Source organism: Streptomyces sp. NPDC042002, assembly GCF_055588305.1.
The window spans coordinates 47,025-63,969 of record NZ_JBVJCT010000001.1 but is presented as its reverse complement, the minus strand read 5'-3'; the positions used below and the strand labels follow the sequence as shown (position 1 = coordinate 63,969).

Annotated in this window: 11 protein-coding genes; 6 read left to right on the top strand and 5 right to left on the bottom strand. The window is 70.3% G+C overall.

Going from position 1 to position 16,945, the window contains the following annotated elements:
• Nucleotides 1-99 precede the first annotated feature (99 nt).
• Nucleotides 100-2,157, top strand: coding sequence for a carbohydrate-binding module family 20 domain-containing protein (locus ACZ6KY_RS00260; RefSeq protein ID WP_469308050.1), 2,058 nt, complete (start codon nucleotides 100-102; stop codon nucleotides 2,155-2,157).
• Between the two features lie 189 nt (nucleotides 2,158-2,346).
• On the opposite strand, the gene ACZ6KY_RS00255 is transcribed toward ACZ6KY_RS00260, so the two are convergent.
• The 4 genes from ACZ6KY_RS00255 to ACZ6KY_RS00240 all read right to left on the bottom strand — a co-directional run bounded on the left by ACZ6KY_RS00255 (nucleotide 2,347) and on the right by ACZ6KY_RS00240 (nucleotide 7,601).
• Nucleotides 2,347-4,026, bottom strand: a complete 1,680-nt coding sequence (locus ACZ6KY_RS00255; RefSeq protein WP_469308049.1) for a glycoside hydrolase family 13 protein — start codon at nucleotides 4,024-4,026, stop codon at nucleotides 2,347-2,349.
• A gap of 240 nt (nucleotides 4,027-4,266) precedes the next feature.
• Nucleotides 4,267-5,175: a sugar ABC transporter permease gene (locus tag ACZ6KY_RS00250; RefSeq protein WP_469308048.1), complete on the bottom strand. Its 909-nt coding sequence runs from the start codon at nucleotides 5,173-5,175 to the stop codon at nucleotides 4,267-4,269.
• A gap of 13 nt (nucleotides 5,176-5,188) precedes the next feature.
• Nucleotides 5,189-6,193, bottom strand: a complete 1,005-nt coding sequence (locus ACZ6KY_RS00245) for a carbohydrate ABC transporter permease (protein ID WP_469308047.1) — start codon at nucleotides 6,191-6,193, stop codon at nucleotides 5,189-5,191.
• Between the two features lie 130 nt (nucleotides 6,194-6,323).
• Nucleotides 6,324-7,601 carry an extracellular solute-binding protein gene (locus ACZ6KY_RS00240; protein ID WP_469308046.1) on the bottom strand — a complete coding sequence of 426 codons (1,278 nt, stop codon included), beginning with the start codon at nucleotides 7,599-7,601 and terminating at the stop codon, nucleotides 6,324-6,326.
• Nucleotides 7,602-8,071: 470 nt separating this feature from the next.
• Between ACZ6KY_RS00240 and ACZ6KY_RS00235 the strand changes: the two genes are divergently transcribed.
• On the top strand, nucleotides 8,072-9,106 hold the full coding sequence (locus ACZ6KY_RS00235; protein WP_469308045.1) for a LacI family DNA-binding transcriptional regulator: 1,035 nt from the start codon (nucleotides 8,072-8,074) through the stop codon (nucleotides 9,104-9,106).
• Nucleotides 9,107-9,230: 124 nt separating this feature from the next.
• Nucleotides 9,231-10,076, top strand: coding sequence for a phosphatase PAP2 family protein (locus tag ACZ6KY_RS00230; protein ID WP_469308044.1), 846 nt, complete (start codon nucleotides 9,231-9,233; stop codon nucleotides 10,074-10,076).
• Nucleotides 10,077-10,211: 135 nt separating this feature from the next.
• Here the strand turns inward: ACZ6KY_RS00230 and ACZ6KY_RS00225 are convergent, their stop codons facing one another.
• Nucleotides 10,212-13,208, bottom strand: a complete 2,997-nt coding sequence (locus tag ACZ6KY_RS00225; protein ID WP_469308043.1) for a bifunctional [glutamine synthetase] adenylyltransferase/[glutamine synthetase]-adenylyl-L-tyrosine phosphorylase — start codon at nucleotides 13,206-13,208, stop codon at nucleotides 10,212-10,214.
• A 302-nt stretch (nucleotides 13,209-13,510) separates the two neighbouring features.
• On the opposite strand from ACZ6KY_RS00225, the gene ACZ6KY_RS00220 reads away from it, so the two are divergent.
• Genes ACZ6KY_RS00220 through ACZ6KY_RS00210 form a run of 3 tightly spaced genes read left to right on the top strand, consistent with a single transcriptional unit; the run spans nucleotide 13,511 to nucleotide 16,735 of the window.
• A complete protein-coding gene (locus tag ACZ6KY_RS00220) occupies nucleotides 13,511-14,398 on the top strand; it encodes an alkaline phosphatase family protein (protein WP_469308042.1) in 888 nt (295 codons plus the stop codon).
• Nucleotide 14,399: 1 nt separating this feature from the next.
• Entirely contained in the window at nucleotides 14,400-15,719 is a 1,320-nt protein-coding gene (locus tag ACZ6KY_RS00215) for an MFS transporter (RefSeq protein ID WP_469308041.1), read from the top strand.
• Entirely contained in the window at nucleotides 15,716-16,735 is a 1,020-nt protein-coding gene (locus ACZ6KY_RS00210) for a TolB family protein (protein ID WP_469308040.1), read from the top strand. The genes ACZ6KY_RS00215 and ACZ6KY_RS00210 overlap by 4 nt, the downstream gene beginning before the upstream one ends.
• The last annotated feature ends 210 nt before the right edge of the window (nucleotides 16,736-16,945 follow it).

Here is a 16,945-nt window from a genome sequence, read left to right as displayed (position 1 = left end):
TATTGACGCGCCCCCTTCAGCGGTCCCACGCTCCACACGGGTCGGCTCACCGCGCCCCGCGGACGTGCCGACCGGATCCGGAGAGGAGCCGCACCCCCGATGGCTTTACGACGAAGAAGGGTTTCCCGGCTGCTGGTGACCGTCGCGCTGGCGCTCGGCGGACTGGCCGCGCTGCCCGCCCAGCAGGCAGCGGCGGCGACGGACACCGGTGTCCCCAACGGCGATGTGATCGCCAACCTGTGGGAATGGAACTGGAAGTCGGTCGCGTCCGAGTGCACCAACGTCCTCGACCCGGCCGGATACGGAGCGGTCCAGGTGGCCCCGCCCGCCGAGTCCCTGAAGCAGTCCAACTACTACTGGTGGGACGTCTATCAGCCCTACTCCTACAACCTGAACAGCCGCTTCGGCACTGCGGCGGGCTTCAAGGCCATGGTCGACACGTGTCACGCGGCCGGTATCAAGGTCTACACGGACGCGGTGATCAACCACACCGCCGCGCAGACCGGCACCGGCTACAACGGAACGGTCATCACCAACAAGTACGACACCCCGGACTACGACCCGGCCGACAGCGACGACTGCACCACGACGATCACCGACTGGACCAACCGCTACCAGGTCCAGCACTGCGAACTGCTCGGCCTGCCCGACCTGGACACCGCCGAGAGCAACGTCCGCTCGAAGATCACCGGTTTCCTCAACGCGCAGATCGACCTGGGCGTCGACGGGTTCCGGATCGACGCGGCCAAGCACATCGAGGCCGCCGACCTGAGCGCCATCGTCGGCGGACTGCACACCACGACCTCGGGCTCGGCGCCGTACATCACCCAGGAGGTCTATCCCGGCACCCCGCCCTCGACCGACGAGTACTACGGCACCGGTGACGTCCTCGACTTCACCTTCGCCTCGCAGATCAAGTCCCAGTTCCAGGGCGACATCGCCAACCTGTCCAGTTTCGGAAGCAGTTGGGGTCTTTCGGCCGAGGCGAACTCCAACACGTTCGTCACCAACCACGACACCGAGCGCAACGGCTACTCGCTCAGCTACAAGGACGGCGCCACCGCCGTGCTCGCCAACGTCTTCCAGCTGGCGCGCGGTTACGGCAGGCCGTCCGTGTACTCCGGCTGGACGTTCAGCCAGAGCGACCAGGCCCCGCCGAACTCGGGCGGCGGCTTCGTCACCGACACCGACTGCGCCTCCGGCTGGTACTGCCTGGACCGTGACACCGCGGTCTCCGGCATGATCGGCTGGCACAACGCGGCCGCCGGGTACTCCGTGGCCAACTGGCAGTCCCCCGCGTCCAATGTGATCGGCTTCGGCCGGGGCGGCGCCGGGTTCGTGGCCATCAACAACAGCTCGGGCGCCAGCACGTACACGTACACGACCGGTCTCGCCGACGGCACCTACCCGAACGTGATCGACGGTGGAGCCACCTCCGTCACGGTCACCGGCGGCAAGGCCTCGCTGACCGTGCCCGCCAAGGGCGCCGTCGCGTTCTACGACCCGGCCTACGTCTGCACCGTCAACTGCGGTGGCGGCGGTGGCGGTGGCGGCACCGATCCGAGCACGGTCACGGCCACGTTCGGCGAGTACGCGTCGACCGGCTCCGGAACGAACGTGTACGTGGTCGGATCGGTGGCCGCGCTGGGCGGCTGGAACACGGCGAGCGCGGTGAAACTGTCCTCGTCCGGCTATCCGGTCTGGAAGACGGACGTCTCGGTGCCGGCGAACAGCACGATCACGTACAAGTACCTCAAGAAGGACTCCTCGGGGAACGTCACCTGGGAGTCCAACGCCAACCGGACCCTCACCACCGGTACGGCGGCCGTCGCGGCCGACAACTCCTGGAACGTGGCCGACGCCGACGCGACGGACCTGACCTTCGGAGTGAACGCGACCACCGTCTACGGCACCAACGTGTACGTCGTCGGATCGGTCCCCTCGCTCGGCTCCTGGAACACCGCCGACGCGATCCCGCTGTCCTCGGCGTCGTACCCCTACTGGGGCCGGCTGGTGATCGTGCCCAGGTCGACGTCGTTCACCTACAAGTACATCAAGAAGGACGCGTCGGGCACGGTGACCTGGGAGTCCGGGGACAACCGCGCCTACACCACCGGCTCGGGCGCCGGGTACTCGGTCAGCGACACCTGGAAGTAAGGGGCCGCACACGGAAGCGGTGCTCCGGCCGTCAGGTCCCGGAGCACCGCTCTCGTACGGGTCGGGCCGGCCATCAGGTGAAGGGTGCTCCGGCGGTCAGGACCGGAGCACCGCTCACGCCAAGGCCGGGACGCCCGGCAGGCGAGCGGTACTCCGGTGGTCAGGACCGGAGCACCGCTCACGTGTGGGTCAGACCGCCCACCACACGGTCGTGTCGGCGGGCAGCTTCGCCTCGCCGTCCCGCGACAGGGTCACCTCGCCGCTGGCGACGAGCACCCGGCCGTGGGCGGGGACGGTCACGGCCTCGCTCCCGGTGTTCGCGGTGCACACGAACTCGCCGCGCCGGAAGGCGAGAACGCCCTCCGGGGCCGTCAGCCAGGTGACGGTGTCGCCCGCGCCGAGGTCTCCGCGCCCGCGCCGGACCGCGAGCGCCTCGCGGTACAGCTCCAGCGTGGACCCCTCCACGCCGGTCTGCGCCTCGACGCTCAGCTCGGCCCACTCGGCGGGCTGCGGCAGCCAGCTGCCCCCGTCACCGAAGCCGTACGACGAGCCGGCGCGGGTCCACGGGATCGGCACCCGGCAGCCGTCGCGGAAGCCGTCCTGTCCCGCGCCCCGGAAGAAGGCGGGGTCCTGGCGCACCTCGTCCGGCAGGTCGACGACGTCGGGCAGGCCGAGCTCCTCGCCCTGGTAGACGTAGGCCGAGCCGGGCAGGGCCAGCATCAGCAGGCTCGCCGCGCGGGCCCGGCGCAGACCGAGCGCGCGGTCGCCCGCGGTGCGGATCTGGGTGCCGAGGCCGGGCTCGTTGGCGAACCGGGTGGCGTGCCGGGTCACGTCGTGGTTGGACAGCACCCAGGTGGAGGGGGCGCCGACCGGGCGCATCGCGTCGAGTGTGCGGTCGATCACCGAGCGCAGTTCGGCCGCGTCCCAATGGGTGCCCAGGTACTGGAAGTTGAAGGCCTGGTGCAGCTCGTCGGGACGCACGTAGTTGGCGGTGCGCTCGATCGTCGGCGTCCACGCCTCCGCGACGAAGATGCGCTCGCCCGAGTACTCGTCGAGGATCGTGCGCCACTGCCGGTAGATGTCGTGCACGCCGTCCTGGTCGAAGAACGGCATGACATCGTTGCCCAGCAGCTTCAGCTGGTCGTGGTCGCCGAGGTCCGGCAGGCCCGCCGCCTTGACCATGCCGTGCGCGACGTCGATACGGAAGCCGTCGACGCCCATGTCCAGCCAGAACCGCAGGATCGAGCGGAACTCGTCGCCCACGGCCGGGTGTTCCCAGTTGAAGTCGGGCTGCTCGGGCGCGAAGAGGTGCAGGTACCACTCGCCGGCGGTGCCGTCCGGCTCGGTGACCCGGGTCCAGGCCGGGCCGCCGAAGATGGACTCCCAGTCGTTGGGCGGCAGTTCGCCGTTCTCGCCCTTGCCCGGCTTGAAGTGGTAGCGGTCGCGCAGGGAGGAGCCGGGGCCCTCGCGCAGGGCGCGCTTGAACCACTCGTGCTGGTCCGAGGAGTGGTTGGGGACCAGGTCGACGATGATCCGCAGGCCCAGGCCGTGGGCGTCGCGGATCAGGGCGTCGGCGTCCAGCAGGTTGCCGAACATGGGGTCGACGGCCCGGTAGTCCGCCACGTCGTAGCCGGCGTCGGCCTGCGGCGAGGCGTAGAAGGGGCTGAGCCACACGGCGTCCACGCCGAGGTCGCGCAGGTACGGGAGTCGGGAACGTACGCCCTCCAGGTCACCCATGCCGTCGCCGTTGCTGTCGGCGAAGCTGCGCGGATAGACCTGGTAGATCACCGCGTCGCGCCACCAGTCGCGATGCGCGGCGACGGTGGCGAGAACGGAGTTCGGGGCCTGGTCGGCGGAGTGCTGGCTCATGGCGTCCTTGATGCGATGAGGGTCCCCGTGTCCGAGCGCGGTCGGGCGTGGGGAGGAATTCGGCTGTGGGGGCAGACCCCTGCTCACGCGAGGCCGGGAGCACGGGGCGAGAGGCGTCGGGGAGGGGGGATGAGGATGAGGCGGCCGCGGTACCGGCGGGGTCGGATGGGCACCGCGGCCGCCACCCGCGCGCTTGGAGCGCGCGGGAGTCTTCGGGCGTTCTGGGGGCGTCCTCGCGGATCAGCCCTTCGTGCCGCCCGCGGTGAGTCCGGTCACCAGGTTCTTCTGCACCAGGTAGAAGAAGAGGGAGACGGGTATCGCGACCAGCACGGCGGTGGCCGCCATGAGGTTGCGCTGCGCGTCGTGCTCGCTGACGAAGCTCTGGAGCCCGACGGCGAAGGTGTACTTCGAGTCGTCCAGCATGAACGTCGAGGCGAAGGCGACCTCACCGAACGCGGTGATGAAGTTGTAGAACGCGGCCACCGCGAGGCCCGGCTTGGCGAGCGGCAGGATCAGCCGGAAGAAGGTGCCGAAGGGGCTCAGTCCGTCCACGCGTCCGGCCTCGTCGATCTCGAACGGGATGGTGTCGAAGTAGCCCTTGAGCAGCCAGGCGCTGTAGGGCACCGCCGTCGAGCAGTAGACGAGGATCAGGCCGAGGTACGAGTCGATGAGCTGGAGGTCCGAGAGGATCTGGTACATCGGCACGATCAGCACGGCGATCGGGAACATCTGGGTGACCAGCAGGACCCACATGAACTTCTTGTAGCCGGGGAAGCGCATGCGCGAGACGGCGTAGCCGGTGGTGGCGGCGACCATCACGCCGATGACCGTGGTGCCGAGCGACACGATGAGCGAACTCTTCATCCACTCGAAGAAGTTCGTGTGCTGGAGCACGAAGGAGTAGTTGCCGAACGTCATCGTGTGCCAGATGCGTCCGGGGTGCAGGTAGTCGTCCTCGCCCGGTCCCAGCGACAGGAAGACGAGCCAGGCGATCGGGAACAGCGCGACCAGGCTGGCGACGGTCAGGATGCCGTGGGAGGCAAGACTGCCGGCGAGGCCGCGCTGACCGCGCTTGCGCGCAGGGCGGGCCGGCTCGTCGTTCCCGGGAGCCTGCTCGGCCGGAGGCGTCTGAAGTGTGGTGGTGCTCATGGAGACTCCTGCCTCAGATCGCGAGCTGCTGGTCATTGCGGTTCAGCCAGCGCCGGTAGAAGGAGGTGAAGACGATCAGGATGGCCAGCAGCAGCATGCCGTAGGCCGCCGACTGGGCGAAGTCACGCGGCTGCTGTCCGAAGCCGAGGTAGTAGGCCCAGGTGACGAGGATCTGCGCGTCCGGCGCGGTGTTGCCGAACAGCAGGAAGATCACGGCGAACTGGTTGAAGGTCCAGATGATGCCGAGGAGCACGACGGTGGAGCTGACCGACCGCAGGCCCGGCAGGGTCACGTAGCGGAACTGCTGCCAGGCGTTCGCGCCGTCCATCTCGGCGGCCTCGTACAGCGTGCCGTCGATGGACTGGAGTCCGCCGAGCAGCGAGACCATCATGAACGGCACACCGCACCAGGTGTTGACCATGATGGCGGCGAAGCGCTGCCAGAAGGTGTCCTCCAGCCACGCCGGCGACGGCAGGTGCACCGCGTGGAGCATGGAGTCGATGATGCCGCCGTCGGCGAGCATGAAGCGCCAGCCGAAGACGGTGACGAAGGTCGGCACGGCCCACGGCAGCACCAGGATCAGCCGGTAGAACGTACGGCCGCGCAGCTTCTGGTTGAGCAGCAGCGCGAGACCCAGGCCGATGCAGTAGTGCAGGGCGACACAGATGACGGTCCAGGCGATGGTCCAGATGAAGTGCGACCAGAAGCGGTCGTACGACGTCGGACCCCACAGGATGTCCTTGTAGTTGTCCAGGCCGATGAACTTGTAGGTGGCGTCGATGTGGTTGACGCCGATCGTGCGGGCCGAGTTGAGGCTGTTGGCGTCCGTGAACGTCAGATAGAGGCCCCGTACCAGGGGATAGAGCACCAATCCGCCGAGTACGACGACGACCGGGGCGATCATCGCGTACGCGTACCAGTACTTCTGGTACGAGTGCTTGAGACGCTGCGCCCGGCCGGGACGCGGTGCTCGGTCACCGCGGCGCTTGCCGGTCGCACGGTCGATGGCGACTGTCATGGTTCGACACCTTCTGCAAGATCAGGAGTTGGGCGCACACAGCCGGTGGCCGCCGGTTCCGTTTCCCCTGTCGGGGTCCCCCCGGCCCGACCGAAGTCGGGCCGGGGAAGGATCCGGCGGCCACACGGGCTCACTTGCTGAAGTCCGGCACCAGCTTGGCGATGGCCAGCTCGACGTTGCTCAGACCCTTGTCCAGGGACTCCTTGCCACCAGCGATCTTGGGCAGCTCGGTGTCCAGCGGGCCCCACAGCGAGCTGTACTCGGGCAGCGCCGGGCGCGGCTGGGCGGCGGAGAGGACCGTGCCGTAGCCGGCGATGCCCGGGTCGGCCTTGACGGCGTCGGTGTAGGCGTCGTCACGCGTCGGCAGCGTGGAGTTCTTCAGCGCGATGGTGGCCTGGGACTTCGCCGAGGTCATGAAGTTGACGAACTTCAGCGACGCGGCCTGGTGGGCCTTGTCCGAGCCGGCGTAGACCGAGAGGTTGTGGCCGCCGGTCGGGGCGCCCGCCTTGCCGGTGGAACCGGCCGGGACGGTGGCGATGCCGAGGTTCGTCTTGTCCGAGAACGCCGAACCCTTGTAGAAGTTCGTGATCTCCCAGGGACCCTGGACGATCGCGGCGACCTTGCCGTTGACGAACGCGTCCTGGATGTGGGCGTAGGCGTCGGCGGTGGTGTCCGCCTTGTGCAGGCCCTTGCCGGCGAACAGGCCCAGCCAGGTGCCGTACGCCTTCTTCGCGGCGGGAGAGTTGACCGTGATCTTCTTCGCGGCGGCGTCGACGGTGTCGGTGCCCTCGCCGTAGAGGAAGTTCTGCGCGTAGTAGGCCTGGGTCGAGCCCCAGTAGCCGTCGACGCCGGTCTTGCCCTTGATGGTGGACGCGTCCTTCTTCAGGTCGCTCCAGGTCTTGGGCGCCTCGGTGATGCCGGCCTTCTTGAACAGCGCCTTGTTGTAGACGAGCGCCAGGGTGTCCGTGACGAGCGGCACACCGTAGGTCTTGCCGTCGTACTTGGCCTGCTCGATCAGGTTGGGCTTGAACTTGGCCTGGTCCGCGAGGGCGGCGGTGCCGTCCAGCGGCAGGAAGTAGCCCTTCTTGGCGAAGGCGGGGGTCCAGCCGACCTCGGAGCGCAGGATGTCCGGGGCGCCGGAGGCACCGGCGGCCGTGTCGAACTTGTTCTGCGCCTGGTCGAAGGGCACGTTGACGTACTTGACCTTGATGTTCTTGTTGGCGGCCTCGAACTGCTTGACCAAGGCCTGGTACGTCGGCGCCTCATTGGTGGCGTTGGACGTGTCCCACCACGTGATGGTGACGGGCCCACTGGCCTTGTCGCTGCTGTCACTGCCGCTGCCGCCGCAGGCCGTCGCCGCGAGGGCGAAAGACGCCACCAGCGCACTGGCCGCTATGCCACGCCGCATGAGTTCTCCTTGAGGGTGAAAGCCCGAGTGGGCGGGGAATCGGTCCCGCCCGATTCCCCTGCCGACTTGCCGACTGCGCCGTTGCGTCCGCCGGGCGACGTGAACGTAACAGCGTTGTAAGCGGCGCGAAAGACCTTGCAGCAAAAAAGTGCAAGAACTGCCGACAGTTACGCGGCCGTGACCTCGCGGCAGCCGTCCCGAAACCCTGCTACCAGGCCGATCAGCGGACATCCGGGCCTCTGTGCAAGACTCTGCAAGCTCTTGCCACGGGTGTCGTATACGGGGATCATCAGCCCGTCAGCGCCTTGCAGGAGCCACCCCCTTCCCGCGCGGCGCACGCACGGGACACCGAGCCGACCAGAACACTAGGGAGCGCGATGACGCAGCAGCCCGGAGCGGGCCGATCAACCGCCCGCACACGGCGTCTGGTTGGTGGGCAGGGTGAGATGCGACCGGTACAGTCCAATCCTGTGACCACACGGCTTGCCGACATCGCAGCCCAGGCGGGGGTCAGTGAGGCGACGGTCAGTCGCGTCCTGAACGGGAAGCCGGGCGTCGCCGCGACCACGCGCCAGTCCGTACTGGCCGCGCTCGACGTACTGGGCTACGAGCGCCCGGTGCGCCTGCGGCAGCGCAGCGAGGGCCTGGTGGGCCTCATAACCCCCGAGCTGGAGAACCCGATATTCCCTGCCCTCGCGCAGGTCATCGGGCAGGCCCTGACACGCCAGGGCTACACCCCCGTCCTCGCGACCCAGACTCCGGGCGGCTCCACCGAGGACGAGCTGACCGAGATGCTGGTCGACCGTGGCGTCGCCGGCATCATCTTCGTCTCCGGTCTGCACGCCGACACCTCGGCCGACATGCAGCGGTACGAGCAACTGCGCGGCCGGGGTGTCCCGTTCGTCCTGGTCGACGGCTTCTCGCCGAAGGTGCAGGCGCCGTTCATCTCGCCGGACGACCGCGCGGCGATGGCCCTCGCGGTCACTCACCTCGCCTCGCTCGGGCACACCAACATCGGACTCGCTCTCGGCCCCAAGCGGTTCGTGCCGGTGCAGCGCAAGATCGAGGGCTTCGTGCGCACGATGCAGGAGCAGCTCGGCCTGAACCCCGCCGACGTCGAGGAGCGACTGGTCCAGCACTCGCTGTACACGCTGGAGGGCGGTCAGGCCGCCGCGAGCGCGCTCATGGACCGTGACTGCACGGCGATCGTCTGTGCCAGCGACATGATGGCGCTCGGCGCGATACGGGCGGCACGCCAGCGCGGCCTGGAGGTCCCCACGGACATCTCGGTCGTGGGCTTCGACGACTCGCCGCTGATCGCCTTCACCGACCCGCCGCTCACGACGGTCCGCAAGCCGGTGCCCGCGATGGGCCAGGCCGCGGTGCGCACGCTGCTGGAGGAGATCGGCGGGACGCCCGCGCCGCACAGCGAATTCGTGTTCATGCCGGAACTGGTGGTGCGCGGTTCGACCGCTTCCGCGCCTGGGGAGCGGAATCGTCCCTGAGCAGGAGGGCAAGGGGGGCTTTCGGACTCCCCCCGGGCGTAGAACGTGCGGCCAGGAACCGATCGAGGGATGATCGGTGGGTTGAGGCTTTTCTGGCAGACTCTGTGCCTATGGGTGAAACACCGTGACGACACTGGAAGGCCGGGACAAGGCCACTCCACAACCCGTCGCGGAGGAGAAGGCGGGTAACAAAGTCCTGCGTCGGATGCGGGCCCCGCGTCGCCCCCGCCTCTGGTTCGAAGTCCTGATCATCGCCATGAGTTACTGGACGTACTCGCTGATCCGGAACGCGGTTCCGGAGCAGAGACGCGAGGCGCTGCGCAACGCGGACTGGATCTGGCGGACGGAGCACCACCTCGGTCTCGCCGTCGAGGAGTCCGTCAACCACGCGGTGAACTCGGTCGGCTGGCTGATCATCGGGATGAACTACTACTACGCGACCCTGCACTTCGTGGTGACGCTGAGTGTGCTGGTCTGGCTGTACCGCTGTCATCCCGGCCGCTACGCGGCGGCCCGTCTCGCGCTCTTCGCCACCACGGCGGTGGCCCTCGTCGGCTACTACTTCTTCCCGCTCGCGCCACCCCGCCTGATGACCGGCGGCAACTTCGTCGACACGGTCACGGTGCACGAGACCTGGGGCTCGATGGCCTCCGGCGATCTCAAACACATGTCCAACCAGTACGCCGCGATGCCCTCCATGCACATCGGCTGGTCCGTGTGGTGCGGCCTGACCGTCTTCGCGCTGGCCTCGGCCCCCTGGGCCCGCATCCTCGGCGTCCTCTACCCGGCGGCCACCCTCGTGGTCATCGTCGCCACCGCCAACCACTTCTGGCTGGACGCGGTGGGCGGCCTGCTCTGCCTCGCCTTCGGCTTCCTGGTGGCCCGCCTGTGGTACGGAGCGCTGCCGTACGCGCTGCCGCAGTGGGCCCCGGGGACACGCGGGGCCCCGGCCCTGCCGATGCGGTCCTGAACCACGCCCGGTGAGGGCCTGATCCCCGCCGGCCGCCACCGTCGGGGATCGTCACGCTCAGTGACCTCCGGGCGTCCTGCGGGACCCCTGCCGAACCGGTCGCCCGGGCGCCCGGCACGCGGTCCGGCCCGCGGCTCACGCTCCGTAGAACAGTTCGTCCACCACGGCCCGGGCCCGCCGGGTGGTGCGCCGGTAGTCGTCGAGCATGTCTCCGACGTGCCCCGGGTCGTACCCGAGGTAGCGGCCCACGGCGGCCAGCTCGCGCCCGTCCGAGGGGAAGGTGTCGCCGGCCCTGCCCCGTACGAGCATCACCGCGTTCCGTACGCGCGTGGCCAGGACCCAGGCCTCGTCCAGCGTCGCCGCGTCCTCCGTGGACAGCAGCTCCGCCGCGCACGCGGCGGCCAGCGCCTCCCGGGTCCGGGTCGTCCGCAGGCCCGGCTCGACCCAGCCGTGCTGGAGCTGGATCAGCTGGACCGTCCACTCCACGTCGGACAGTCCGCCGCGCCCGAGCTTGGTGTGCAGGGTGGGGTCGGCGCCGCGCGGCATCCGCTCCGACTCCATCCGGGCCTTCAGCCGCCGGATCTCCCGTACGGCCTCGTCGCCCAGCCCCTCCGCCGGATACCGCAGCGGATCGACCAGCTCGATGAACCGGCTCCCGAGATCGGCGTCCCCCGCCACGACCTCCGCGCGCAGCAGCGCCTGCGACTCCCACACCAGGGACCAGCGCCGGTAGTACGCCTCGTACGACTTCAGCGTGCGCACCAGCGGCCCGGACTTCCCCTCGGGGCGCAGATCCGCGTCGATCAGCAGCGGCGGATCCGCGCTGGGGAGCTGGAGCAGCCGCCGCATCTCGGACACCACGGCGTTCGCGGCCCGTGACGCCTCCTGCTCGTCGACGCCCTCGCGGGGTTCGTGCACGAAGAGCACGTCCGCGTCGGAGCCGTAGCCGAGCTCGTGGCCCCCGAAGCGGCCCATCCCGATCACCGCGAACCGGGTGGGCAGGGTGTCGCCCCAGCCGTCCCGGACCACGGCCCGCAGGGTTCCCGCGATCGTCGCCGCCGTCAGATCCGACACCGCCGCGCCGACGAGGTCGACCAGCGCCCCCTGATCGGCGACGGCCGGCGTCTCCTCGGTTCCGTAGGAGGCGACGATGTCGGTCGCGGCGGTGCGGAACAGCTCCCGCCGCCGCACGCCGCGCGCGGCGGTCACGGCCTGTTCGCCGCCGTCGGCCCGCCGCACCGCGGCGAGGATCTCCTGCTCCAGGAGGGCACGGCCGCGGGGTTCGAGGCCGCCGCTCTCCCCGTCGCCCAGCAGGGCCACCGCCTCCGGAGCGCGCATCAGCAGGTCGGGGGCGAGCCGGCCCGCCGAGAGCACCCGCGCGAGGTTCTCGGCGGCGGCGCCCTCGTCCCTCAACAGCCTTAGATACCAAGGGGTCTTGCCGAGCGCGTCCGAAACCTTCCGGAAGTTGAGCAGGCCGGCGTCGGGGTCGGCGGAGTCCGCGAACCAGCCCAACAGCACGGGGAGCAGGGTCCGTTGGATCGCGGCCTTACGGCTGACCCCGGACGCCAGCGCCTCCAGATGGCGCCGCGCGTTGGCCGGATCGGCGTACCCGAGTGCGACGAGCCGTTCCCGGGCCGCTCCCGGGCTCAACCGGGTCTCGCCCGGCGCCAGTTGGGCGACGGCGTCGAGCAGCGGCCGGTAGAACAGCTTCTCGTGCAGCCGCCGCACCATGGCCGCGTGCCGCTTCCACTCCCGGTTCAGCTCCTTGACCGGGTCGACGCGCAGTCCGAGCGACCGCCCGATCCGGCGCAGATCGGCCTCGTCCTCCGGCACCAGATGGGTGCGTCGCAGCCGGAAGAGCTGTATGCGGTGCTCCATCGACCGCAGGAAGCGGTAGGCGTCGTCGAGCTGTACGGCGTCGGCGCGCCCCACGTATCCGCCCGCGGCGAGCGCCTTCAGGGCGTCCAGGGTCGTACCGCTGCGCAGCGACGTGTCGGCCCGGCCGTGCACCAACTGAAGGAGCTGTACGGCGAATTCGACGTCCCGGAGCCCTCCGGGACCGAGCTTGAGCTCCCGCTCGATCTCGGCGGCCGGAATGTTCTCGACGACCCGGCGCCGCATCTTCTGCACGTCGGCGACGAAGTTCTCCCGTTCGGCGGCGTGCCACACGAGCGGGGCCAGGGTGGCGACGTACTCCTCGCCCAGCTCCAGGTCCCCGGCCACCGGGCGGGCCTTGAGCAGCGCCTGGAACTCCCAGGTCTTGGCCCACCGCTGGTAGTAGGCGAGATGACTGGCGAGCGTCCGCACGAGGGGACCGTTGCGGCCCTCGGGGCGCAGATTGGCGTCGACCGGCCAGATGCTGCCCTCGACGGTCGTCTCGGAGCAGATCCGCATCATGTGCGAGGCGAGCCGGGCGGCCGCCTGTACGGCCTTGCCCTCGTCGGCCCCTTCGACGGCCTCCCCGACGAAGATCACGTCGACGTCGGACACGTAGTTCAGCTCGTGGCCCCCGCACTTGCCCATCGCGACGACGGCGAGCCGGCACAGCGCGGCGTCGTCGGGGGCGGCGGCCCTGGCGATGGCGAGCGCGGCGCGCAGGGTCGCGGTGGCGAGGTCGGCGAGTTCGGCGGCGGTCTGGGCGAGGTCGATGGTGCCGCACACGTCGCGCGCGGCGATGGAGAGCAGGCAGCGGCGGTAGGCGACGCGCAGCGAGACGGGGTCCGCCGCGTGCGCCAGCCCGCGTTCGAACTCCCGGATCCCGGGATGCAGGTCCCGCGCCTCGTAGGTGACGAGGGCCTGCCAGTCGTGCGGGTGCCGGGCGAGATGGTCGCCGAGCGCGGCGGAGGCGCCGAGCACACCGAGCAGCCGGTCCCGCAGCGGCTTGGCCGCGATCAGCGTGTCGAGGAGCTCCCGCCGGGGCGAGTGCTCGTCCTGTGCCTCGACGATCCGGACGAGGCCGAGCAGCGCGAGGTCCGGGTCGGCGGTGGCGCCCAGCGCGTCCAGGAGGACCGGGTCGGATCGTATGGGCGCCAGTTCGGGTCCCTCCAGGAGCCGCTCGGCGGCCGACGGATCGGTGAAGCCGTGCCGCAGCAGCCGCGTGAAGGTACTGCTCCTGCGCCCCGGCGCCGTCATCCCGGCCTCCTGTCGATCGACGTCGTACGCCCGGTCCGGTCCCGCACACCTGGTCTCGTCCCGTACACCTGGCCCCGTTCCGCACATCTGGTCCGATCAAGGTCGTACCCGCCCGAGCCTAACCCCGGTACGCCCGGTGGCGCCCCGTGCCGACGGCCGTGCGAGGCGGTACAAAGGACGGGGAGGCAGCAGTTCATCGACTCTTCATCCCGCCGGTTGAGGGATGTGAGCGCGGGGAATGTTGGCGTGTGCATGCTCTGTCCGCACCGCCACCGTCGCCTTCCCCCCACCGGAGGTCTGAAGTGTCCGGCAGAAACGTGTACATCCGCGGTCGTGCCGTCGTGGCATCCGCCCTCGCCTTCACCGCGGCCGCGGCCGGGCTGTGGACCGGGTTCGCCGGCTCGGCCCCCGCGCACGCCGCGGCCGCCGTCCCGACCCCGGACCACGTCGTGGTCGTGGTCTTCGAGAACCACGCGTACAGCCAGGTGATCGGCTCCTCCAGCGCCCCGTACATCAACTCGCTCAAGACCGGCGGGGCCAACCTCTCCCAGTCGTACGCCGAGACCCACCCGAGCCAGCCCAACTACTTCGCCCTGTTCTCCGGCTCCACCCAGGGCATCACGGACGACAGCTGCTACACGCCCGGGTTCTCCTCCGCCGCGAACCTGGCCTCCGAGCTGATCGCCGCGGGCAAGACCTGGGGCAGCTACAACGAGACGCTGCCCAGCCAGGGTTCGACCACGTGCAGCAGCGGGAACTACGCCCGCAAGCACAACCCCTGGTTCGGCTTCAGCAACGTACCGACGTCCAGCGCCAAGACGTTCGCCCAGTTCCCGACGGACTACACGACGCTTCCGCAGGTCTCCTTCGTCACCCCGAACCTGTGCAGCGACATGCACGACTGCTCGGTGTCCACCGGTGACACCTGGCTGAACACCAACCTGAGCGCCTACGCCACCTGGGCCAAGACCCACAACAGCCTGCTCGTCGTCACCTTCGACGAGGACAACCGGCTCGCCGGCAACAAGATCCCGACGGTGCTGTACGGCCAGCAGGTGACCGCGGGCTCCTCGTCCACCACGACCTACAACCACTACGACCTGCTGCGCACGCTGGAGGACATGCACGGCCTCACGCACGCCGGCAACGCGGCCTCCGCCAAGGACATCACGGGCATCTGGACGTCCTGACATGTACGTAGCGGACAGCCGCGCCGGTACACCGGAGACTCCGGCGGCGTCCGCGGAAGGCGCCGCCCGGCCACGAGCCGGGCGGCGCCTCGCCGCGGTCGCGCCCACGGTGCTGGCACTCGGCACGGTCAGCCTGATCACCGACGTCTCCTCGGAGATGGTGACGGCCGTCCTGCCCCTGTACCTGGTGGCGGGCCTCGGCCTGTCCCCCCTCGGTTTCGGGCTCCTCGACGGGATCTACAACGGCTTCTCGGCCCTTGTCCGCCTGGCCGGTGGGCATCTCGCCGACCGGGGCGGCGGTCGCCACAAGTGGGTGGCGGGTGCCGGATACGCCCTCTCGGCCGCCTGCAAACCGCTGCTCCTGGTGGCACAGACCCTGACCCCGATCGGCCTGGTCCTCGCCGCCGACCGCACCGGCAAGGGCCTGCGCACCGCCCCGCGCGACGCCCTGATCTCCCTGTCGAGCACCCCGGAGACCCGCGGCCGCGCCTTCGGCGTCCATCGCGCGATGGACACGGCGGGCGCCCTGCTGGGCCCGCTGGTCGCCTTCCTGATCCTCCGGGCGACCGTCGACGGCTACGACGCGGTGTTCATGGTGAGCTTCTGCGTCGCCGTCGTGGGCGTCCTGGTCCTGGTGCTGTTCGTGCCGGGCGGCACGGCCGCGCGGCCCACGCGTACGGCTGTGCCGGCCGCGTCCGCCGCCCCCGCCACTGCGCGCCCCACCCTGCGCGCCGCGCTCGCCCTCCTGCGCCGCCCGGAGCTGCGCGGTATCGCGCTCTGCGCGCTGCTGCTCGGCCTCGCCACGGTCAGCGACTCGTTCATGTTCCTGCTGCTCCAGCGCAGGCTCGGGGTGCCGGACCGCTGGTTCGCGCTGCTGCCCGTCGGCACGGCCGCCGCGTTCCTGCTGCTGGCCGTCCCGCTCGGCCGGCTCGCGGACCGGGCCGGCCGCTGGCGGGTGTTCCTGGCAGGCCACGGCGCGCTGCTCCTCGCGTACGGCCTGCTGCTCACGTCCTGGCACGGCACGGCCCTGCCGTTCGCCGTCCTGTTCCTGCACGGCGGCTTCTACGCCGCGACCGACGGCGTTCTCATGGCCGCCGCCTCGGACAGCGTGCCCGAGGAACTGCGGTCGTCCGGGCTCGCCCTGGTCCAGACGGGTCAGGCGCTGGCCCGTTTCGTCTGCTCGCTCGCCTTCGGCGCGGCCTGGACGGCCTGGGGCGACCGTACGGCGCTCACGGCGTCGGCCGTGGCGCTCGCCCTGTGCGCCCTGTTCTCGCTGAGCCTGCGCCCCGTCCGCCGCACCCCCTCAGAAGGCCTGGTATGACGCTGCGAACCCGCATCCTGGTCCTGGTCTGCGCCCTGGTCGTCCTGGCGGGCGTCGCGACGGCCTCCGTGCTGCACGCCTCGGCCCGCGCGGAGCGCCGGAACCAGGCCCAGCCGGGCGGCCCGCGGATCACCGCCGGTCCCGTCTCCCTGACCGACTCCCGGCGGCTGGTGTTCCGCAACATGGCGTGGGGCCCGCACCGCGACGAGCTGACGTCCGTCCCGGCGTCCGACCCGTCGGGCCCGCGCACCGCGTCCAAGGTCAAGTGCCTGCGTTTCTACGCCGCTTCGGGCACCGGGGTGTGCCTCCAGGCGGTGCACGGCGCGGTCCAGGACACCTACCGGGCGGTGATCCTCGACGCCGGTCTGCGCGTGAGGGCCCGCTACGACGTGCCCGGCATCCCGTCCCGCGCCCGCGTCTCGCCCAGTGGACGGTACGCGGCCTGGACGGCGTTCGTGGGCGGCGACTCGTACGCGGGGACGAACTTCTCGACCCGGGCGGCGATCGTCGACACCCGCACGGGGAAGCTGACGTCGTCCCTGGAGGAGTACCGCGTGGTGATGGACGGCAGGACCTACCACGCGGCCGACGTCAACTTCTGGGGCGTGACGTTCGCGGGCGACGACCGCACGTTCTACGCCACGATGGCCACGCACGGCACGACCCACCTGGTCCGCGGCGACCTGGCCGCCCGCACCGTCACCACCCTGCACACGAACGTCGAATGCCCGTCCCTCTCCCCCGACGGCACCCGTATCGCGTACAAGAAGCGCGTCAAGGGCCTTCCCAAGGACGCCCCCTGGCATCTGTACGTCCTCGATCTGCGCACCGGGCACGAGACCGCGCTCGCCGAGCCCCGCAGCGTCGACGACCAGGTGGTCTGGCGCGACGACCACACCCTCGTCTACGCCCTCCCCGGCGACTACGGAGCCGACCTCTGGACCCTCCCGCCCGACGGCACCGGAAAGCCACGCCGCATCAGCACCGCGGCGGTGTCTCCCGCGTACGTGCGCTAGGCGGTCACCTGGGTGTCCCCCGCGGCGCCTTCCCTCGACGCACTTGAGGCGAGGGACCGCGGGGTGACCCCACCGGTTCCGCCTCGGTACGACCGCCGGGAAACGGAACACGGGCTTCCGCGCGGCCGGCGAGCGTCGTCGATCACTTGGGAAGGTACGCCGTTCGCGTACACCCCGAGCCCCATCCGCAGGTCCTGAGCATGGCCCGCT